General features: G+C 61.1%; 18 protein-coding genes and 2 pseudogenes. 7 read left to right on the forward strand and 13 right to left on the reverse strand.

The window, feature by feature from the left end:
• The first annotated feature begins 19 nt into the window (after positions 1 to 19).
• Both IMCC21224_RS01985 and IMCC21224_RS01990 read left to right on the forward strand, forming a co-directional pair.
• The gene (locus IMCC21224_RS01985; protein WP_047993924.1) at positions 20 to 3,085 is read left to right on the forward strand and encodes a DNA translocase FtsK; all 3,066 of its coding nucleotides are present in this window, start codon (positions 20 to 22) and stop codon (positions 3,083 to 3,085) included.
• Between the two features lie 380 nt (positions 3,086 to 3,465).
• A complete protein-coding gene (locus IMCC21224_RS01990) occupies positions 3,466 to 4,065 on the forward strand; it encodes an outer membrane lipoprotein carrier protein LolA (protein ID WP_047993925.1) in 600 nt (199 codons plus the stop codon).
• A gap of 10 nt (positions 4,066 to 4,075) precedes the next feature.
• Here IMCC21224_RS01990 and IMCC21224_RS01995 read toward each other — a convergent pair whose 3' ends face one another.
• Positions 4,076 to 4,666: a lytic transglycosylase gene (locus IMCC21224_RS01995; RefSeq protein ID WP_047993926.1), complete on the reverse strand. Its 591-nt coding sequence runs from the start codon at positions 4,664 to 4,666 to the stop codon at positions 4,076 to 4,078.
• A 251-nt stretch (positions 4,667 to 4,917) separates the two neighbouring features.
• Here IMCC21224_RS01995 and hspQ point away from each other — a divergent pair, with 251 nt between their 5' ends.
• On the forward strand, positions 4,918 to 5,244 hold the full coding sequence (hspQ, locus tag IMCC21224_RS02000) for a heat shock protein HspQ (RefSeq protein WP_047993927.1): 327 nt from the start codon (positions 4,918 to 4,920) through the stop codon (positions 5,242 to 5,244).
• 33 nt (positions 5,245 to 5,277) lie between these two features.
• On the opposite strand, the gene IMCC21224_RS02005 is transcribed toward hspQ, so the two are convergent.
• The 10 genes and pseudogenes from IMCC21224_RS02005 to IMCC21224_RS02050 form a co-directional block, all read right to left on the reverse strand.
• Positions 5,278 to 6,318 carry a low specificity L-threonine aldolase gene (locus IMCC21224_RS02005; RefSeq protein WP_047993928.1) on the reverse strand — a complete coding sequence of 347 codons (1,041 nt, stop codon included), beginning with the start codon at positions 6,316 to 6,318 and terminating at the stop codon, positions 5,278 to 5,280.
• Positions 6,318 to 6,788: a YcgN family cysteine cluster protein gene (locus IMCC21224_RS02010; protein ID WP_047993929.1), complete on the reverse strand. Its 471-nt coding sequence runs from the start codon at positions 6,786 to 6,788 to the stop codon at positions 6,318 to 6,320. The genes IMCC21224_RS02005 and IMCC21224_RS02010 overlap by 1 nt, the downstream gene beginning before the upstream one ends.
• Complete coding sequence (locus IMCC21224_RS02015; protein ID WP_047993930.1) at positions 6,785 to 7,717, reverse strand: bifunctional riboflavin kinase/FAD synthetase; 933 nt, start codon at positions 7,715 to 7,717, stop codon at positions 6,785 to 6,787. Before IMCC21224_RS02015 ends, IMCC21224_RS02010 begins: the two co-directional genes overlap by 4 nt.
• 103 nt (positions 7,718 to 7,820) lie before the next feature.
• Positions 7,821 to 8,264 carry a MaoC family dehydratase gene (locus tag IMCC21224_RS02020; protein ID WP_047993931.1) on the reverse strand — a complete coding sequence of 148 codons (444 nt, stop codon included), beginning with the start codon at positions 8,262 to 8,264 and terminating at the stop codon, positions 7,821 to 7,823.
• A 219-nt stretch (positions 8,265 to 8,483) separates the two neighbouring features.
• Positions 8,484 to 9,107 (reverse strand): annotated as a pseudogene (locus tag IMCC21224_RS02025) (helix-turn-helix transcriptional regulator); the annotation flags it as partial.
• 251 nt (positions 9,108 to 9,358) lie between these two features.
• Positions 9,359 to 10,231 (reverse strand): TIGR01459 family HAD-type hydrolase, encoded by an 873-nt coding sequence (locus tag IMCC21224_RS02030; RefSeq protein WP_047993932.1) that lies wholly within the window; start codon positions 10,229 to 10,231, stop codon positions 9,359 to 9,361.
• 116 nt (positions 10,232 to 10,347) lie between these two features.
• Complete coding sequence (locus IMCC21224_RS02035) at positions 10,348 to 10,638, reverse strand: DUF1294 domain-containing protein (protein WP_156178336.1); 291 nt, start codon at positions 10,636 to 10,638, stop codon at positions 10,348 to 10,350.
• Between the two features lie 103 nt (positions 10,639 to 10,741).
• On the reverse strand, positions 10,742 to 11,662 hold the full coding sequence (locus IMCC21224_RS02040; protein ID WP_047993934.1) for a manganese-dependent inorganic pyrophosphatase: 921 nt from the start codon (positions 11,660 to 11,662) through the stop codon (positions 10,742 to 10,744).
• A gap of 101 nt (positions 11,663 to 11,763) precedes the next feature.
• Positions 11,764 to 12,906 carry an alkane 1-monooxygenase gene (locus IMCC21224_RS02045; RefSeq protein ID WP_047993935.1) on the reverse strand — a complete coding sequence of 381 codons (1,143 nt, stop codon included), beginning with the start codon at positions 12,904 to 12,906 and terminating at the stop codon, positions 11,764 to 11,766.
• A 53-nt stretch (positions 12,907 to 12,959) separates the two neighbouring features.
• A complete protein-coding gene (locus IMCC21224_RS02050) occupies positions 12,960 to 14,009 on the reverse strand; it encodes an A/G-specific adenine glycosylase (RefSeq protein WP_369795982.1) in 1,050 nt (349 codons plus the stop codon).
• A gap of 101 nt (positions 14,010 to 14,110) precedes the next feature.
• Between IMCC21224_RS02050 and IMCC21224_RS02055 the strand changes: the two genes are divergently transcribed.
• The 4 genes and pseudogenes from IMCC21224_RS02055 (at position 14,111) to IMCC21224_RS02070 (ending at position 17,674) form a co-directional block, all read left to right on the forward strand.
• Positions 14,111 to 14,641 carry a DUF721 domain-containing protein gene (locus IMCC21224_RS02055; RefSeq protein WP_047993937.1) on the forward strand — a complete coding sequence of 177 codons (531 nt, stop codon included), beginning with the start codon at positions 14,111 to 14,113 and terminating at the stop codon, positions 14,639 to 14,641.
• Positions 14,642 to 14,689: 48 nt separating this feature from the next.
• A complete protein-coding gene (locus tag IMCC21224_RS02060) occupies positions 14,690 to 15,361 on the forward strand; it encodes a DsbA family protein (protein ID WP_047996796.1) in 672 nt (223 codons plus the stop codon).
• Positions 15,358 to 16,479 (forward strand): CaiB/BaiF CoA-transferase family protein, encoded by a 1,122-nt coding sequence (locus IMCC21224_RS02065; RefSeq protein WP_047993938.1) that lies wholly within the window; start codon positions 15,358 to 15,360, stop codon positions 16,477 to 16,479. Before IMCC21224_RS02060 ends, IMCC21224_RS02065 begins: the two co-directional genes overlap by 4 nt.
• A gap of 158 nt (positions 16,480 to 16,637) precedes the next feature.
• Positions 16,638 to 17,674 (forward strand): annotated as a pseudogene (locus IMCC21224_RS02070) (succinylglutamate desuccinylase/aspartoacylase family protein).
• Between the two features lie 87 nt (positions 17,675 to 17,761).
• Here IMCC21224_RS02070 and IMCC21224_RS02075 read toward each other — a convergent pair.
• Complete coding sequence (locus IMCC21224_RS02075) at positions 17,762 to 18,481, reverse strand: DUF599 domain-containing protein (RefSeq protein WP_047993939.1); 720 nt, start codon at positions 18,479 to 18,481, stop codon at positions 17,762 to 17,764.
• Between the two features lie 12 nt (positions 18,482 to 18,493).
• Entirely contained in the window at positions 18,494 to 18,904 is a 411-nt protein-coding gene (locus tag IMCC21224_RS02080) for a CopD family protein (RefSeq protein ID WP_047993940.1), read from the reverse strand.
• Between the last annotated feature and the right edge of the window lie 69 nt (positions 18,905 to 18,973).

An 18,973-nucleotide genomic window follows, 5' to 3' on the forward strand; every position in this document is an offset into this window, starting at 1 on the left:
ACCGATCAAGAGGCGAGACATGGCATATCAGGCACGCGGGCGCGATCCGCTCTTCGACACCAACATGCAGGCGGCGATTGAAAAGCGCGGCAAGGAACTTGTGGGGCTTGGCCTCATGGTTCTGGGTCTGATGGCGGCGGCGATGATTGCCTCCTATACGCCGGATGATCCCAGCTGGCTGTCGGCCACCGATGCGCCGGTCCAGAACTGGATGGGGCGGATCGGGGCGTCGATCGCGGCGCCGCTGTTCATGATCGTGGGCTGGGGCAGCTGGGGCTTGGCGTTGGTACTGATCGTCTGGGGGGTGCGGATGATGCTGCACCGCGGGGATGAGCGTGCGGTGTCGCGTCTGATCTTTGCGCCGATCTGGGTCGCCCTGGCCGCTGTCTATGCCGCTGGGCAAACTGTGGGGCCGGAGTGGAACCACAGCTTTGGTCTGGGTGGGCTCTTTGGCGACATGATGATGGGATCGTTCCTGGGTGTGTTGCCCATGGGGGCCAGCATTGGGCTCAAGCTGGCGATGCTGGTGCTGGGGGCCGGGATCGTGGCGCTGGGCGCATTTGTTCTGGGCTTTACCAAGGTTGAGTTGCGCAACATTGGCCGGTTCCTGGCGATGGGGCTGGTGATGACCTATGCGACCTTGTTGAACGTTCTGGGGCGCGGCGCGAACGGTGCTGTGCGGGCTGCCTTTGGCGTGCAGGCTGCGCATATCGAGCGACGCGAGCGGCGCCGGATCGAAGTGGCCGAAGCCGAGGCCTGGGCCGCAGCCCAAGAAGCCGTGCCAGCAGTTCCGACCCGGCGCGCGATTCCAGGCGTGCGGCGCACCGAGCCGCTTCCGGTTGCAGACCTGCCCGAAGAGCCGATGGCGGCACGTCCGGTCGAAAAGACTTCGTTCCTGTCGCGTATGCCCGCTCTGATCAAGCGCCCCGACACGATGCCTGAGCCAGAGCTGGTCGAGCATGAGCTGCCGGACGATATGGATCTGGACGATGCCCCGGGCGACGACAGGATTCGCGCCAAGATCGCAGATGTGATCAAGGCCCGCATCCGCGCCACGCCCGAAGCCCGGATTGCCGCCGAAGCACCGCTGACCAAAGGTCGTGGACGCCGCCCGGACCCGCTGATTGTCAACACGCAGGGTTCCACCACCACGCTGCGGCCCGAACCGCCCCTGACCGCCCGACATGCTGCCGCGCAGCCCAGAGTAGAGCCGGTGCTAACGGCCACCCGCGCGGCACCAGTTGCTGCAGTGGCGGCGGCTCCGGTCGTTGCCCGCGTTGCCCATGTGCCGTCTGCACCGATCCCCGAGGTTGAGCAATATGAGCCAGAGCCGAACGTAGCATTTGAGGCTTATGAAGACGAGATTATCGACCGCGATCAGGATGATTATGCGGCTGACGACGGATATGATGCGCTAAGCTATGCCGCCGAGGCACCCGTCCGCGCGCCGATCCCTGTGGCGCAGCCCAAGAAGGTTGTGCAGCAAGTTGTGCGCAAGCCTGTGCCCACCTCGCGCCGCGCACAGGAAGAGGCGCAGCCAAGTCTGAAGTTTGACGAGACCGAAGTGACGTATGAATTGCCGCCGCTGAATCTGCTGATGAATCCCGATACCATCACGCGACATCATCTGAGCGACGAGGCGCTTGAGGAAAATGCCCGGATGCTGGAATCCGTGCTCGACGATTATGGCGTGAAGGGAGAGATCGTGTCGGTCCGTCCCGGTCCCGTGGTCACGATGTATGAACTTGAGCCTGCGCCGGGTCTAAAGGCCAGCCGCGTTATTGGCCTTGCCGATGATATCGCACGGTCGATGTCGGCGCTGTCCGCGCGGGTTTCAACCGTGCCGGGGCGCAGCGTGATCGGCATCGAACTGCCGAACGACAATCGCGAGATGGTCGGTTTTCGCGAAATCCTGTCGACCCGCGATTACGGCGACGGCAACCAGAAACTACCGCTGGCGCTGGGCAAGGATATCGGTGGCGATCCCATCGTTGCCAACCTTGCCAAGATGCCACATTTGCTGATCGCGGGTACGACCGGCTCTGGTAAATCGGTGGCGATCAACACGATGATCCTGTCGCTGCTGTACAAGCTGACCCCCGAAGACTGCCGGATGATCATGATCGATCCCAAGATGCTGGAATTGTCAGTCTATGACGGCATTCCGCATCTACTGTCGCCGGTTGTGACCGACCCGAAAAAGGCGGTGGTTGCCCTGAAATGGGTCGTCGGAGAGATGGAAGAGCGCTATCGCAAGATGTCCAAGATGGGCGTGCGCAATATCGACGGCTACAATGGCCGGGTCGCCGATGCCCTTGGCCGCAATGAGATGTTCGAGCGCACGGTGCAGACTGGGTTTGACGACGATACCGGCGAGCCGATCTTTGAGAGCGAAGAGTTCGAGCCCAAGAAAATGCCTTATATCGTCGTGATCGTTGACGAGATGGCCGACCTGATGATGGTCGCAGGCAAAGAGATCGAAGCGTGCATCCAGCGTCTGGCGCAGATGGCGCGGGCGTCCGGCATCCACCTGATCATGGCGACTCAGCGTCCATCCGTTGACGTGATCACCGGCACGATCAAGGCGAACTTTCCCACCCGGATCTCGTTCCAAGTGACGTCCAAGATCGATTCGCGCACCATTCTGGGCGAAATGGGTGCCGAGCAGCTGCTGGGCATGGGCGACATGCTTTATATGGCCGGCGGGTCCAAAATTATCCGCTGCCACGGGCCGTTTGTGTCTGACGAGGAAGTTGAGGAGGTGGTCAACCACCTCAAGGCCTTTGGTCCGCCGTCTTATATCGGCAGCGTGGTTGAGGGCGCGGATGATGAGCGCGAGGCCGATATCGACGCGGTCCTGGGGCTGAACACCGGCGGCAATACCGACGGCGAAGACGCGCTGTATGACACGGCGGTGGCGATTGTAGTCAAAGACCGCAAGTGCTCGACCTCGTACATCCAGCGCAAATTGGCGATCGGCTATAACAAGGCCGCGCGACTGGTTGAGCAGATGGAAGACGAGGGCGTCGTCTCGTCGGCGAACCATGTCGGCAAGCGCGAGATTTTGGTGCCTGAACAGCACTAAGGTTCGGTCGCCAAGAATGATAGGTTTGCGCTGCTTTGATGATGGCGCAGACTCGGACCCGACAGGCGCAGCGGTCAGGGTCCGGCCAAGGATCTCGGCCTGCGGGCTTGGCATTGGTCGAAATTCGGAAGCCCTGGCGCAAGAAGCCCTGGCGCAAATTGGTTCCACGATCCGGGCGCGGCACTGACAAACCGCGCCGTTCGTGTATTTGATGTGAACCGGGGCTCGGGCTGACGGCGGGCTCCCGCCTGCGCGGGGCGTGCGGACTTGATATGCGGCGCACGCGCGCTTTTATCCTCTGTCTGGCGGGCTGCTATCGCATAACACTGCGGCCTCTGCCAAAACAGATGTGACACGAGTGAGCAGACAGGACCTGAATCATGAAACTACGCCGCCTATGCGCCACCGCTGCAATCCTGCTGGGAACCGCCTTGCCAGTTGCTGCTGCGCAGCTGTCACTGAACGAGGTATCCGCCTATCTCAACACGCTGACCTCGGCCAAGGGGCAGTTCACCCAGATCAATGGCGACGGCACCATTTCCACCGGGACGCTCTACCTCAAGCGGCCCGGAAAGGTGCGATTTGAATACAACCCGCCCGAACAGGCGCTGGTTATGGCGAATTCCGGTCAGGTGGTGATCTTTGATAAAAAGCTCAGAGGACAGCCCGAAAGCTATCCCCTGAGCCAGACACCGCTAAGCATCATTCTGGCGCGTAACGTGAATTTGGGACAGGCCGGGATGGTCACCGGCCAAAACTATGACGGCACCGCGACGACGGTTGTGGCGCAGGATCCCGACCGGCGGGAATACGGCTCGATCGAGCTGAAGTTCACCGACAACCCGGTCGAGTTGCGCCAGTGGATCATCCGCGATGGCAACGGTAGCGCTACCACAGTTGTCCTGGGCGCGCTGGACAAGACCGAAGTGCGCAACGGGTTGTTCAACATCCAGGGCGAAATCGGCCGTCAGGAACGCTAGGCCAACTGGCCTAGCGCGCCGCGCGGCAGCCCACCAGCTGCGACTGATAGGTGTTTGAGCGGCTGCCAACGTCATCCGCGACACGGATCAGCCAGCTTTTGGCGTTGTAGCTGCCGCGCAAATAGCCGGTGCGCCCCTCGTGATAAGCGAGGTAGTGGTTGCGCGCATCCCACATCGGAATCCCGAGGCTGTTGCGCGTCTGCGCCATGTACCACCCCATGAAATCCGTGGCGTCGCGGATATCGTCCCGTTTGGCCCGGCGGTTGCCGGTGGCAACCAGATATTCATCCCACGTCGCGTCCAGCGCCTGGCTGTAGCCAAACGCTGAACTTTGCCGTCCCATCGGGATCACGCCCAATGAGTATCGGAACGGCGTACGGGCGTTGCCGATGAATTTGCTTTCCTGATAGATCGTCGCCATCTGCACATGCACCGGAACGCCCCATTTGCGTTCTGCGGCGCGGAAGGCGCGGATGTATTGCGGGCGCTGCTGGATAATCGAACACGCGTTTTCCAGATCCCGGGGCGCGGAGTAGTTTCCGCCACCGCCACAGGACGCTGTCAACAGCACGATCACCAATGCGCGAAGAGTTCTGCTCATCTGCCTCTCGCTTTTTGTTTTTTTAGTTTCTTATTGGGCGGCAGTTTAGCGGAATTAGCGCCGCGAGGAAATCACAATTCCCTCAGGGGCGATAATCCGCGGCGCCCTGCTCGGGGGCGCTGGTTTTCCGTGTCCGTGGACCTATGTTGAACTGTCGTTGGGTGGGGACAGTGTGTTTCCACTGAAATGTGGCCAAAAGTTGGACAAACTGCCATTGAAAGGTCTAGATACGATCTGTAGAGGGTCACAGCATGTATTCACAGCGCGCGAAATATCATCTTGGTCAGGTCGTCCGGCATCGCAAGCATCCGTTCCGGGGCGTGGTCTTTGACGTGGATCCGACATTCAACAATTCAGACGAATGGTACGAGGCCATCCCCGAGGACAGCCGCCCATCGAAAGAGCAGCCGTTCTACCACCTGCTGGCAGAAAACGATCAGAGCTTTTATGTGGCTTATGTGTCGGAACAGAATCTGATTGCAGACTACTCGGGTGAGCCGGTCGACCATCCTGACATCCCGGATCTGTTCGGCGCGTTCAACGACGGCAGCTATGAGCTGCATTTCCATATGAACTGATCCTTTGGGATCGGTCATTGGACATAACCTCCGTCAGTTGCGCAGCAACGCGTGAAATCTTGCGATATCTTCGGATTGTAGCGACCAGTCACAGACAAACCGTGCCGTCAAAAGGTCGTCGGGGTTGGTGCCATCCAGGTTTCCGGACCAGAGGTGATACTGGGCGCCCGCAGCCATCAGCCGCTGGTGGGTGGTGCGCGGCAGGCTGGCAAAGACCATATTGGCGGTCGGCTCATTCTCGATCCCGGCGATACCGCTCAGGCTATCCACCAGTTCTGCACAGCGGGCGTTGGCCGTCGTGGCCAGGTCGCGCCACAGGTCGTTGCGCAGGTAACCAGCCATCTGCGCCGCAAGGTAGCGGTGCTTGGAGAAAAGATGCGCACCGCGTTTGCGCCGCAATTCAAACGTGCGGGCAAGGTCGGGATCAAAAAAGATCACCGCCTCGACCCCCATCAGGCCGTTCTTGGTACCGCCGAATACAGCGACATCAATGCCGACTTTCCACGACATCTCGGCTGGGGTGCAACCCAGCGCGACGCAAGCGTTGGCAAAGCGTGCGCCGTCCAAATGCACCGGCACGCCGAATTCCTGGGCGACGCTGCAAAGCGCGTTCAGCGCATCAAGGCTGTAGACGTTGCCGGCCTCTGTGACCTGAGTGATTGATACCGGGCCGCGCATCGGGCCATGAACGCCGCGGGTTCCTTCATTTGCGATTGTGGCGCGCAGGGCATCAGGCGTCATGCGATCATTACCGGGCACCAGAGTCAGCTTGGCCCCGCCGCTGAAGAATTCGGGCGCATTGCATTCGTCCAGGTGGATATGGGCAACGGGCGAACAGAACGTCGTGGCGTAGGGCGGGCAGAGAGTCGCGAGCGCCAGCGAGTTGGCCGCCGTGCCCGTAGGCACCAGAAACACGGCCGCATCGGGGGCTTCGAACAGGTCGCGCAGACTTTGCGTGACCTCTGTGGTCAGCGGGTCCGCGCCATAGGCCGGAGCGTGGCCGGTATTTGCCTGCACCAGTGCATCAAGCACCGCCTGTGGGATTGGTCCGGTATTGTCTGAGGCGAAATACATTACTGCGGTTCCTCGATGATGTGATCTTCCCAGTCGTCTTCGTCCACCTCGAACTCTGCCACAGTGCGGTGGCGCATCGAAACGCCTGCATCGTGGACCGAATCAGGGGTGCCTGAAATCAACGGATGCCAGTCGAACAGGCGCTTGCCCTCCCATAGCAGGCGGTAGGCGCAGGTGCGGGGCATCCAGTAGGCGTGCTGGTCGATATTGGACGGCTTTAGCACGATGCATTCCGGAACGAACTGGTGGCGGATCGGATACTGTGCACAGCGGCAGGTTGTGTCGTCGAACAGGCGGCAGGCGACGCGCGTCAGTTCGACGTGCCCGGTGTCTTCATCCTCAAGCTTGTTAAGACAGCATTTGCCGCATCCGTCGCACAGCGCCTCCCATTCCTTTGGGGACAGTTTGGTCAGCGGCTTGTTTTCCCAGAATCGGGGGGGCAGGCCGTCGCGGTCAATCGGATCACTCATAGCGCGGCCAGAATGGTGCGGGCGCGGGCACAATCGGCATCCATTTGGGTGATCAACGCCTCAAGGCTGTCAAACTTTTCCTCGGGTCGCAGGTAGTCAACCAGGGCAACTGACAGTGTCGCGCCATAAAGATCACCTTTGAAATCAAAGAGAAAGGATTCCAGATTGGCGTGATTTTCGCCAAACATCGGCCGCACTCCGATCGACGCGGCGCCCATGTATTGGCCTTGATGCGGACCGTTGCGGACCTCGACCAGCACGGCATAGACGCCGAATTTAGGCGGATGCAGGCCGTCGATGGACATATTCGCGGTGGGAAAGCCCAGTTCGCGACCGCGCTGTTCGCCGCCGATCACCTTGCCTTCGATGCGGTGCCAGTGGCCCAGCTGCGCGGCTGCCTTGCGCGGTTCGCCATTGCTGAGCGCGGCACGGATCGACGTTGAGCTCACTTGCCCGGATCCCGCCTCGACCAGCTCAGCCACCGTTACGCCAAAGCCCATCTGTTCCCCAAACTGCTGTAAATTTGACGCCTTGCCGGCACGGTCCTTGCCAAAGGCAAAGTCAGCGCCGACGACGACATGACTTAGCCCCAGTCCCTGGGACAGCACCCGGCGTGCGAATTCTTCGGGTGTTAGGGCGGCCATCGCAGAGTTGAAGTTCAACTCATATAGCTTTTCCACCCCGAGTTTGGCCAGTCGCGAGGCGCGTGCCTCTTGGCCCATCAGGCGGAAAGGCGATGCGTTGGGGGCAAAAAATTTGCGGGGATGCGGCTCGAATGTCAGGACACCCAGCGGGGCGGCGCTGTCTGCCTCGCGCGCCAGACGAATGACCGACTGATGGCCCAGATGCACGCCGTCGAAATTTCCGATCGCGGCGCTGGCACCCCGATCCCGAGGCTCAACAAATTGGTAATCCCGGATGATCCGCATGGGCTGAGGGTTAGCCGCGCGACAGGGTCAGCGCAAGCGCTGATCCGCCCCAAAGACCGCCTTTGGCGGTCAGGGCTGCAGGGCGCCTGTCGGATTGGCCGGGTCAGTCGAACTTGCGGCTGGGGGCAAGGACAACTGCCTCACCGATCAGCACTTTCTTTCCATCCACAGCGCAATGACACTCGAGTTTGACGCGGCGTTTGCCAAGGTCGATGTCGATCACCTTGACCTCGGCAAAGACCATGTCGCCGGGGCGCACGGGGGCAAGAAATTTGAGGGTCTGACCCATGTAGACGGTGCCGTGGCCGGGCAGCTGTTCGCCGATCACCGCAGAAATCAGCCCGGCGGTCAGCATGCCGTGGGCGATGCGCCCCTCAAAGATCGTGTCGCGGGCGTAATCGTCGTCCAGATGCACCGGGTTGCGGTCAGTCGATACCTCGGCAAAGAGTTCGATGTCGCGATCCGTCACCTGTTTGCGCAGGGAACGGGTCATGCCCATCTCGATATCTTCGATACAAATCGTTCCGCGTGGCATGTTGTCCAACATTTTGACCCCCCTGCTTGCATCTACCGGGTAATAATAAGTGAATAGTAACCCGAATTTTGTAACTTAATTACTTTGCAGGTGCAGAAAATCAAGCCCTACCTTGGTCAACACGTTAAAATTTAGCCGATGCATCCATTATGCCGCAGGTGAGGTCGCCGTTGAATCGGGCGCTTCCTGTGCCTGTTGTTCGGCCCAGAGGCTGCGCAGAGTGGCCCCTTACCCGACGAATCGGGTCTCTAGAACGGTGCCGCGTTCGATCCGGTCGCTGCGGAAATGCCGGAACCCGGACCGCAATTCGCACCAGGCGGCGATCATCACGCAGTCAATATGATAGATCACAGCGAGGGGCCGGACGATGCGGCAGGTCTCGGCTCTGTCGGCGTCGGTGTAAACCAGTTCCAGTTTGTGTTCGGACCGGATCGCGTCGCGCAATGCAGCGATGGACACGCACCCTAGCGCCGGATCGTCGCGTGGCGCACCCCAAGGCGCGACGACCAGCCAGTCTGACGGGCCGTGCAACGCTTCGACCTTTTGGGTCACGCGCCGCGCGGCGCGTTGCAGTTCAGTGTCGCCGGTGCGCGCCAACAGGGCAAGCCCGACGCGCAGCGCCTCGATCTCTTGGGTGTCGAAATTGAGCGGTGGCAAATCATAGCCGCGGCGCATGACATAGCCCAGACCCGGTGCACCTTCGACGGGCACCCGCATCGCCTGAAGGGTCGCCATATCACGGTAGATCGTGCGAACCGACACCTCAAGCAGGTCGGCCAGCCGTTCGGCGCTGAGCGGTGCGGTTGCTGCCCGCAGGGTCTGGATCGCTTCGAACAAGCGGCTGGTACGGGGCATATGCTCTCCTGTCGTGGGGCCTGTCAGGCTGCTGACACCCTAGCACAGCCCCCTGACAGGGGATGTCAGGGGTGAGGGCGCATTTTGCCATCGCCGGATAATATGGAGTTCACCGATATGCGCGCCAAACACGTACCCACGCGCCTTGCCCTCGGGTTGCTAAGCAAACCACCGGGCGCAGAGCCTGAACGCTCAGTCGCCCCGCCGCGTCTGCTGTCGGTGGGGTTGACCGATCGGCTAAGCCGCCTGTTTCAGCGTAAAAAGCCGATGGCAAAGGTGGGTGTGGCCTGTTCGCGCTCAAGATAACTGCGCAGCGCGTCAGGATCGGGCTGTTCGCGGGTCAGGGTGTCGGCGGCGGCCAGACCGCCGGTGATGAACAGTGAATCGATATCCTCGCCCATTGCGCCATCGATATCGGTGTGAACCCCGTCCCCGATCGCCAGAATGCCAGAGTTGGGGACATCGCGCCCCAGTTCGGTCAGCCGGGCGCGGGCCAGATCGTAGATCGGCGGATGCGGTTTACCAAAATACAGGCTTTCTCCGCCCATCTCGGTATAGAGCCGCGCCAGCGCTCCGGCGCACCATTCCCGCGATTCTCCGCGATCCACGACAATGTCCGGGTTGGCGCAGAGCAGCTTGAGGCCCTTTTGCTTGGCATAGAGGAACTGCGGCCGGTTCACGTCCGGGTCGGCATGGGGATCAAACGGTCCGCAGCAGACGATGCCTTCGGCCTCTTCCAGCGGAACGCGGGTGACCTTAATGGGGTCGTGGACCAGTTTGATCGGATCAAAGAAGCCGTTGTCATGCGTTTCACCCATGAACCAGATTTTTGTGCCAACGATGCCGCGATACATTGCCGAACGCGCAGAATCGCCTGAGGTGGCGATGGTGTCCCAGGCGTCGGTCGGCACACCCATGCGCGCGATCTGGCGTTCCACATCGGTGCGCGGGCGCGGTGCATTGGTCAGCAGAACCACCGTGCCACCACGTTTGCGGTAGGCTTGCAAGGCCGCAACCGCATCGGGATAGGCGGTGACGCCGTTGTGCACACACCCCCAAAGATCGACAAATAGCGCGTCATACCGGTCGGAAATGTCAGCGAGCTGAGTGATGATCTGTGTCATGGGCATGCCTGATTGCAAGTTCGGTTTCCGGGGGTCATCCCATATCGCACGTCATGTGCAAAGGGTCTTGCCGTGCAGAAGTGCGTTTTAGGCTCGGCACCGCGCGGGACCGGCCGTCACGCGCCCAAAAACAGCAGTCCGGAAAAATCGAGGCCGAGCAGGTTCGCGACCGCCTCGTGAAAATACACGAGTGCAGCGATCAATCCCCAATAAACCGGAATGCGGTTCAGTCGTGTACGAAACGGTTCTTTGCTCGTTTTGTGGCGGAATTTGCGCTGGCCCAGTTTTGCGCCCACCCAGCCACCAAAAAAGGCCAGCGTCAGCAGCGTGCGTTCCGGGGTGCGCTGACGTTGGCCGATGGCCTGACGCTTGTCCCACCAAAAGGCGGCAAAGGCCCAGACATTCATCAGCAGAACGACAGTGCTGACGATCAGAATAAGTTGTGGAACATGGGGCATGGTGCATCCAGCCGCAGCGCGCCGATATGTGGCGCGCCGCAGCTTAGTAGCCTCAGACCTTGAGATTCGGGATGATCTGCTTTTTGCGGCTCATGATGCCGGGCAGGACCACAGTGTCGCCGGTGACTGTGACGCCAAAGCTTTTCTCGGCCACGGTTTTCACCAGATCGTTGGGGACCAGCAGCGTTGCCTCTTCGTTGAGGATGTCGACGACAAACAGCAGCACCTGATCTGCACCGTCTTCCTGGGCCACGTCCACCATTGCGGCCATCAGGCTGTCCTTGCGATCCAGCACGGTCTTGGGCGCGGTGGTTTCCAGCACCGAGACGCGAAAATCCTTGCCATCCACGGTGTATTCCTTGGAATCCATCCGCAGCAGTTCGGCGTCAGAAAAGCTGGATACGTCAGATTTGGCGGCGAACATTTCGGCGGCATATGCGGGAATGTCGATGCCCAGATCAGCGGCCAGCGATTCGGCTACGGCCTTGTCGACGGGGGTGGTGGTGGGCGAGCGGAATTCCAGGGTGTCTGACAGGATACAGGTCAGCATCGCGCCTTTGATGCCCTTGGGCGCCTTGGCCAGATCGTCGCCGATCATCTTGTGCATGATGGTGGCGGTGCAGGCCAGAGGTTCGATGCGGATGTCGATCGGGCCTTTGGTTTCCAGTCCGCCGACCAGCTTGTGGTGGTCGATGATGGCGCGAATGTCGGCCTTGTTGATGCCAGCGGGCAGTTCAGCAGGGTTGTTGGTGTCGACGATCACGACCGGCGCGCCCTCAGCAACGTCTGCGATGATTTCGGGTTTGTCGAGGTTCCAGTGGGTCAGCATGAACGCCGCTTCGGTGTTGGGTTCCCCCAGGAGGACGGGCTTGGCGGCCTCACCCTTGATTTCGGTCATGTACCAGGCCCAGATGATCGGGCTGCCGGTGCTGTCGGTGTCGGGGGATTTATGGCCGAGAACCTGAATGGTCATGGGACGTCCTTCGCGTTGCGGATCGGTGTTTCGCGGGCGTTATAGGGGCGGGACGACATGTTGTCACCTGCGGCAATGTGGACGCCGGCGCCGAAGTTGGATCAGCGTGGCAGCGGGGTCTCTGCGCGGTTGTAGGGCGTCCAGTCGGTGATCTCTGGATAATACTGCGCCCGCCAGTCGCGCACCCGCCGGTTCATCACGCGGCGCCAGAGCGGTGGGATCATCGCGGCCATTGTCATCACCGGATAACCATAGGGCAATTGCGGCGCAGCCTCTGGTGCATAGGTTTGCAGCAATGGGAACCGGCGGTCGGGCTTGTAGTGATGGTCCGAGTGGCGTTGCAAATTGATCAGCAGCCAGTTTGACGCGGTTTGCGCGGCATTCCAGGAATGGCGTGGCAGGACATGTTCGTATTTCCCATCTCCGAGGTGTTTGCGGGTCAGGCCGTAATGTTCGACGTAGTTTGTCAGCTCAAGCTGCCAGATGGCAACGCCCGCCTGGATCGCAAACAAAACCAGCCCTGATAGCCCGCCTAACGCAAAGGCAAGCACCAACATCGTCAGTTGCAGCGTCCAGTAGCGCCAGAACGGATTGCTGGGATGGGTCCACGGCAGGCTCTTGCGCGCCAGCATGTCACGCTCGGCGTGAAAGGCGGACCGCAGGCTTTCGCGCAGGACGCGCGGGTAATAGCGGTGAAACCCTTCATTGTACCGGGCCGAGACCGGATCGCGCGGAGTACCGACATAGCGATGGTGGATCAGCAGATGCTCGGATCGAAAGTGGGAATAGAGCACCATTGCCAGCAGCAGATCCGCAAGGTTGCGTTCCAGCCGGTTTCTTTGGTGCATCAACTCGTGGGAATAGTTGATCCCGATCGTGCCGGTCATCACGCCGACGCCAAAGAACAGGCCGAATTTCTCAAGTGAGGCAAGATGTGCCGTATGGGTGGCGTACCAGATCAGACCAAACAGATTGATAAACTGGAGCGGCGCCCAGATCAGCGTGACCAGCCGATACCAAAATAGCGCAATGTCGGGGGTCTGCGGGTCGGCGTTGACCTCATTCCGCCCGAGCGCGGCATCGAGGGCCGAGAACAGATACCACGTCATCACCGGGGGCAGCAGCACCCAAAGGCCCCCCTGAATCGCGCCGACCCAGACGATCGGGATCAGCAACAGGGACATCCAGAATGGCAGTGCCGCCCAGAGGGGTGTGGCGGATCGGGTCAGGTTCTGATCGCTCATCTCGTGCCTCCGGATATTGTATAGCCTGCTGCGCCCTGCGTCGCCAAGCGGTGTCAGCCACCACAGGCGAGGTGATAGGCCTTGCGCATCACGGTTGGCAGATCGGCGGGGTCAAAATCGGGCAACTCGATGAAATCTCCGCGATCCGGTCGGCGCTCCATCGGAACTAGCGCGGTTCTGACCGACAGGCGCAGGTGGAAATGGGTAAATGTGTGCAGTGCCTCACCGGGCACGATTTTCCATTCGGCGCGGATCGGCGGTGCCTCTTGCGGTGCCTCGTTCCAGTCAGATCCCGGCCATCCCAGCATACCGCCCAACAGCCCCTTGTCGGGGCGGCGTTCCAGCAGCCACGCGCCATCCACCCGGCGGGTCAGATAGATAAAGCCGAGCCGGATCGGCTTTTTCGCCCTGGGACTCTTGCGTGGCAGGTCGTCGGCGGTGCCCATGTCCCAAGCGGCGCAGGCCCTGCGCCATGGACAAAGCCCACAAGCCGGTTTGCGCGGCGTGCATATCGTCGCGCCAAGGTCCATCACCGCCTGAGCATAGTCGCCGGGCCGCTCTTGGGGCGTCAAAACCGCAGCATACCCGGTCAGGATCGGTTTGGCGGCGGGCAGGGGGGTATGTTCATCATGCAGTCGCGCCATGACCCGTTCGACATTGCCATCTACCACCGTCTCAGCCGTGTCAAACGCGATGGCACTGATCGCGGCGGCCGTATAGGGGCCAACGCCCGGCAGCATCAGCAACGTCGCATGGTCGCGCGGAAAGGTGCCGCCGTGATCCGCGGTTATAACCCGCGCGCATTTCAGCAGATTGCGGGCGCGGGCATAGTACCCCAGCCCGGCCCATGCGGCCATCACGTCAGCGTCCTCGGCAGCGGCCAGATCCGCGACGCGGGGCCAGCGCGTGGTGAACACCTCAAAATAGCTTTTGACGGCGGCGACGGTGGTCTGTTGCAACATGATTTCGGACAGCCAGATGCGATAGGGGTCCGGCTGCACGCCTGCGGCCCGCGCGGCTGGACTTATGCGCCACGGCAGGGCCCGCGCATGGCGGTCGTACCATTCAAGCAGCGCCTGCGGGGTGGCGGGTTCACGTGTCACTGACATAAGTTTGATCGAATCTGTTGCGGGGCTAGGGGGTTTCCGGGCTGGCGCTTGGGCCCGGGGACACTAGAATAGCGTTTGACAGAGGGATTCAAGTCATGGCCCAGCGACCCTATTTCAAGCGCCCCAAAGGCACCGGCGGATTTTCCCGCACCTCGGCGCTGTTGCAGGGGCAGATTCGCAAGGCAAGCGAAACCCGTGGCTTTGCCCAATCGCGTCTGTTGACCCATTGGTCCGAGATCGCGGGCGAAGATGTCGCCGCCATGTCCCGCCCGGTTGAGGTGAGCTATTCCAAAGGCGGCTTTGGCGCGACGCTGGTGCTGCTGACCACAGGTGCCAACGCGCCAATGCTGGAAATGCAAAAGGTCAAGATCCGCGAGCGGGTGAACGCTGTCTACGGCTATAACGCCATTGCCCGGGTGCGGATTACACAAACTGCCGCCAGCGGGTTCTCTGAGGGGCGGGTGTCGTTTGATCATCGCCCCGGCCGGTCCGGACCGACGGAACCCGACGCCGCCTGCGTTGAACAGGGACACAAGGTTGCCGCAGGGGTCGGAGACGACAGCCTGCGCGCCGCACTTGAACGTCTGGCCGCAAACGTCATAAGCAAATCCAAAGGTTCGGCCTGAGGGCCGTAGCAACTGAAACAAACGATGAATAACAAAGAGGTTTCCACCATGAAACGGATTATCCCGGTCGCCGCCCTGGCCCTGACCCTGATTGCCGGGGGTGGCTGGCTGCTGTCTCAGCCGCGCACGACCGCCAGTGGCGGTTTTGACCTGCCTGGCGCAGCGTCGGCGCAGGAAAGCACCGCCGCAGACGTCGAGATCACCGATATGGTGCAAGGCGATGTGAATGCCCCGGTCGAAGTGGTGGAATACGCCTCCTTCACCTGCCCGCATTGCGCCAATTTCCATGCGACGGTCTATGACCAGCTCAAGGAAAACTATATCGACACCGGCAAGATCAAGTTCGTCTACCGCGAGGTTTATTTTGATAAATACGGCGTCTGGGCGTCAATGATCGCGCGCTGTGGCGGGCCCGAGAAATTCTTTGGCATCACCGGTCTGATGTATAAAGGTCAGTCCGAGTGGGTCCGCGCCGGTGCAGATGGCGCGATCGCGGATGAACTTCGCAAGATCGGCCTGCTGGCGGGGATCACCAAGGATCAGCTCGACACCTGCCTCGCCGATAGTGATCAGCTGCGCGGGTTGGTGGCCTGGTATCAGGAAAACGCGACCCGCGACGACGTCACTTCGACGCCGACCTTTCTGATCGACGGCAAGAAGTATTCCAACATGAACTATGCCGATTTCTCGGCTGTGTTGGACGAAAAGCTCGGCGAATGAGTGCAGCGCCTGACGGCCCGCTTGCTGGGCTGAAAGTCATCGAACTGGCCCGCATTCTGGCGGGCCCGTGGGCTGGTCAGACACTGGCCGACCTGGGTGCCGAGGTGACCAAGATCGAGGCACCGCAGGGTGACGATACCCGCCGATGGGGCCCACCGTTCATCGAACGCGAGGGCGACCGGACTGCCGCCTATTTCCACTCCTGCAACCGGGGCAAAAAATCTGTCGTCGTCGATCTGGCGGATCCGGCAGGCCAGCAACAGATGCGTGATCTGGTGGCTGATGCCGATATCCTGATCGAGAATTTCAAGGTCGGCGGCCTGACCAAATACGGCATGGACTACGCCAGTCTTTCGGCGCTCAATCCCCGGCTGATCTACTGCTCGATCACCGGGTTCGGGCAGGACGGCCCCTACGCGCATCGCGCAGGATATGACTACATCATTCAAGGCATGTCCGGGCTGATGTCGATCACCGGCGATCCTGATGGTCAGCCGCAGCGCACCGGCGTGGCGGTGACGGATATCTTTACCGGTGTTTATTCGGTCGCCGGCATCCTGGCCGCATTGTACCAGCGTTCGATCACGGGGCGGGGCCAGCAAATCGACATGGCGCTGCTGGATGTGGCGGTGTCGGTCACGGCCAATCAGGCGATGAACTATCTGGCCACAGGCACTCCGCCGGGGCGGACGGGGAACTACCATCCCAACCTCACGCCGTATCAAGTGTTTGACTGCTCTGATGGGTTTATTATCATCGCCACTGGCAACGATGCACAATACCAGCGCTTGTGTCATCTGCTGGGTTTGCCCGACCTCGCCGAGGCGGCGGACTTTCTGACCAATGCTGACCGTATCGCGCATCGCGCCGAACTGACCCGCCTGCTGACCGAGGCGACCGTGCAACGCACCAAGGCCGCTCTTCTGGCCGCGTGCGAGGCGCAGGGTGTTCCGGCCGGTCCGATCAACGATCTGGCCGAAGTCATGGCCGATCCGCAGGTGCAGGCGCGCGGAATGCAAATCGCGCCTGACGGTGTTCCCGGCCTGCGCGCGCCGCTGCGGTTCTCGGACGCGGAACTTGTCCTTGATCGGGCGTCACCAAAGCTGGGGCAGGGCTGATACTGCGCAACTGTCGGGCCGGATGCGCCTGATCAAAAAAGTATCGCGACTGGCGGCATAAATGCCTCTGGCGCGATTGACGGGCCAGCGCGGCATATGATGGCCCTTGCCCCGGCTTGCATGACACGCTCCTATGACAGCAACACAGCGGAGCCTTTATGCAGAACAGTTTCGAACTTGGCGATGTGACCTTGCTGCCGGGTCAGCGTCGCACCATCGACCTGCCGGTGTCGGTCATGTCCGACCATACTCCCGTCACACTGTCGGCCCACGTGGTCCACGGACGCAAGCCGGGGCCGGTGATGTTCGTCTCAGCCGCGATTCACGGGGACGAGGTGATCGGTGCCGAAATTGTGCGCCGCCTGCTGCGCGCCGCGCCGGTTCAGCGGCTTGCTGGCACGCTGATCGCGGTGCCGATTGTCAACGCCTACGGGTTTCTAAACCATTCGCGCTATCTGCCGGACCGGCGCGACCTGAACCGCTGCTTTCCCGGTCATTCCGAGGGATCGCTCGCCGCGCGTTTGGCGCATCTGTTCCTGAATCAGATCGTCAAGCGATGTGACGTCGGGATTGACCTGCACTCAGCTGCACAGGGTCGCACCAATCTGCCGCAAATCCGGCTGACACCAGGCAGCGAAACATTGCGCGCGCTGGGCGACGCGTTTGCCGCCCCGGTTACCCTGACCTCCAAAGTGCGCGACGGCTCTTTGCGACAGGCGGCCGAGGCGCAGGGCGTTGACGTGCTGCTCTATGAAGCGGGCGAGGGCTTACGATTCGATGAATTTGCGGCCCGTGCCGGTGTTGCCGGGATCCTGCGGGTGATGGCACAGCTTGACATGATCCCGGCCCGCACCGCCCCCGCCCGCGTGGGTCTGCGGTGTTTTGCGAACGCTCGGGCTGGGCCCGGGCGCCATCAGGAGGCCTGCTGCGCACGCTCAAAGCCAGCGGAGACTATGTTGAGATTGGCACGGTGCTGGGCCTGATCTCGGACCCGTTCGGTGAGATCGAGACCGAGGTCGTGTCGACGGAAACCGGGATCATCGTCGGCCGCACAAACCTGCCGGTGGTGAACGAGGGCGATGCGTTGTTTCATATCGCAGTGCCAAAACGCGCGGCCCACGCCGAAGCTGCGGCGCAGGGGATGGGCGAACACCTTGAGGCTGCGCCGCTGTTTGATGAGGACGAAATTATCTGAGTCGGGAACAGCATATTGCGTCGATATCGGCGCTGACCGGGCTGAATTTGCGTCAGAAAACCGGTATTCAACGATGGTTGCCGCACGTCACTTGACCGTATTTGCCATCTGATCGCTGTCTTCCAGCAACACTTCGCGCGAGGCGGATGTGAACTCCCGGCGCATGACCACCAACAGGGTAAATGTTGCGGCGACCAGCAGTGGCCAGGCTCCCAGCAGCCAGGCGGCGGATGCGATACCAAAATAGACCGATCGCAAGCCCCGGTTGTAGCTGCGTGCGGCGGTAACGTTGATCTCGGCTGCTTTGGCGGCGCGCGGAAAGGCAAGCGGACTCGTTGGATCATTCGGAACCGCCGCCATGAGGACGGCGCAATAGCCGAACAGCCGGTGGGACCAGACGAATTTGAGAAAGGCGTTGGTGGCGAAGCCGAGCATCAGCATCAGCTTGATCTCCCACACGATGGTCGGTGCGCTGCCCAGCGTCAGATCCTGCGCCACGCCACGAAGAATGTCGGCATTGCCGATCAGGGCGAACCCTCCACCGATGGCGATCATGCTTGCCGAGGCAAAGAAAGCGGTGCCCTGACGCATGTTGCCGATGATCTGGGAATCAAAGATCCGCGGTTCGCGGGTTACGAAATGGCGCATCCATTCCCGCCGGTAATCCGCCATCAGCGCCGACACCGAAGGCCGCCGCGTCGGCGGATGCTCGATCACCGGAGTACAGAGCAACCAGCCGACCAGCAGCACAGCCAGTGCCGTATAATCGAGACGGGTGAACAGCGTCATCTGATCCATCCAGAGCATGTATGCGCCTTTCTAAAACGGCTTGACGACAACGACCCAGAGGATGGCGATCACACCGATCACGCTAAGTTCGTTGAAAACGCGCAGGTAGCGGTCCGATTCGGTAAAGATGCCGCGGCGGGCGCGCAGCACCAACCGCCCGGTCCAGCCGTAATGCGCCGCCAGCACCAATACCAGCCCAAGCTTGAGCCAGACCCAGTCTGGAAACCCGTGGACAGACGCCAGCCACAGCCCGGTCAGCAGCGCGATCACCCCCAGCCCGGCGGAAAAGCGATATAGTCTGATCGTCAGATCCCCAAGCGGGCCGAACGTTCGGGTCGCGGCAAAATCGCGTTTCCAGTAAATCAACGCACGTGGCACGGCAAAGATACTGGTCATCCAGCCCATGACGCACAGAAGGTGTATGATCTTGACCCAGTCCATGGTTGGATCCCTGCGATAGCTATGGCAAATGCGCAAGTCGCAGCGCCATCCTGACAAGAAATGTTTTGG

The organism is Puniceibacterium sp. IMCC21224, from assembly GCF_001038505.1.
Lineage (GTDB): Bacteria > Pseudomonadota > Alphaproteobacteria > Rhodobacterales > Rhodobacteraceae > Puniceibacterium.

Bases quoted from the DNA above. Each gene is read 5' to 3' on its own strand.
- IMCC21224_RS01985 (WP_047993924.1), top strand. From the start codon at position 20: ATGGCATATCAGGCACGCGGGCGCGATCCGCTCTTCGACACCAACATG.
- IMCC21224_RS01990 (WP_047993925.1), top strand. From the start codon at position 3,466: ATGAAACTACGCCGCCTATGCGCCACCGCTGCAATCCTGCTGGGAACC.
- IMCC21224_RS01995 (WP_047993926.1), bottom strand. From the start codon at position 4,666: ATGAGCAGAACTCTTCGCGCATTGGTGATCGTGCTGTTGACAGCGTCC.
- hspQ (WP_047993927.1), top strand. From the start codon at position 4,918: ATGTATTCACAGCGCGCGAAATATCATCTTGGTCAGGTCGTCCGGCAT.
- IMCC21224_RS02005 (WP_047993928.1), bottom strand. From the start codon at position 6,318: ATGTATTTCGCCTCAGACAATACCGGACCAATCCCACAGGCGGTGCTT.
- IMCC21224_RS02010 (WP_047993929.1), bottom strand. From the start codon at position 6,788: ATGAGTGATCCGATTGACCGCGACGGCCTGCCCCCCCGATTCTGGGAA.
- IMCC21224_RS02015 (WP_047993930.1), bottom strand. From the start codon at position 7,717: ATGCGGATCATCCGGGATTACCAATTTGTTGAGCCTCGGGATCGGGGT.
- IMCC21224_RS02020 (WP_047993931.1), bottom strand. From the start codon at position 8,264: ATGTTGGACAACATGCCACGCGGAACGATTTGTATCGAAGATATCGAG.
- IMCC21224_RS02030 (WP_047993932.1), bottom strand. From the start codon at position 10,231: ATGACACAGATCATCACTCAGCTCGCTGACATTTCCGACCGGTATGAC.
- IMCC21224_RS02035 (WP_156178336.1), bottom strand. From the start codon at position 10,638: ATGAATGTCTGGGCCTTTGCCGCCTTTTGGTGGGACAAGCGTCAGGCC.
- IMCC21224_RS02040 (WP_047993934.1), bottom strand. From the start codon at position 11,662: ATGACCATTCAGGTTCTCGGCCATAAATCCCCCGACACCGACAGCACC.
- IMCC21224_RS02045 (WP_047993935.1), bottom strand. From the start codon at position 12,906: ATGAGCGATCAGAACCTGACCCGATCCGCCACACCCCTCTGGGCGGCA.
- IMCC21224_RS02055 (WP_047993937.1), top strand. From the start codon at position 14,111: ATGGCCCAGCGACCCTATTTCAAGCGCCCCAAAGGCACCGGCGGATTT.
- IMCC21224_RS02060 (WP_047996796.1), top strand. From the start codon at position 14,690: ATGAAACGGATTATCCCGGTCGCCGCCCTGGCCCTGACCCTGATTGCC.
- IMCC21224_RS02065 (WP_047993938.1), top strand. From the start codon at position 15,358: ATGAGTGCAGCGCCTGACGGCCCGCTTGCTGGGCTGAAAGTCATCGAA.
- IMCC21224_RS02075 (WP_047993939.1), bottom strand. From the start codon at position 18,481: ATGCTCTGGATGGATCAGATGACGCTGTTCACCCGTCTCGATTATACG.
- IMCC21224_RS02080 (WP_047993940.1), bottom strand. From the start codon at position 18,904: ATGGACTGGGTCAAGATCATACACCTTCTGTGCGTCATGGGCTGGATG.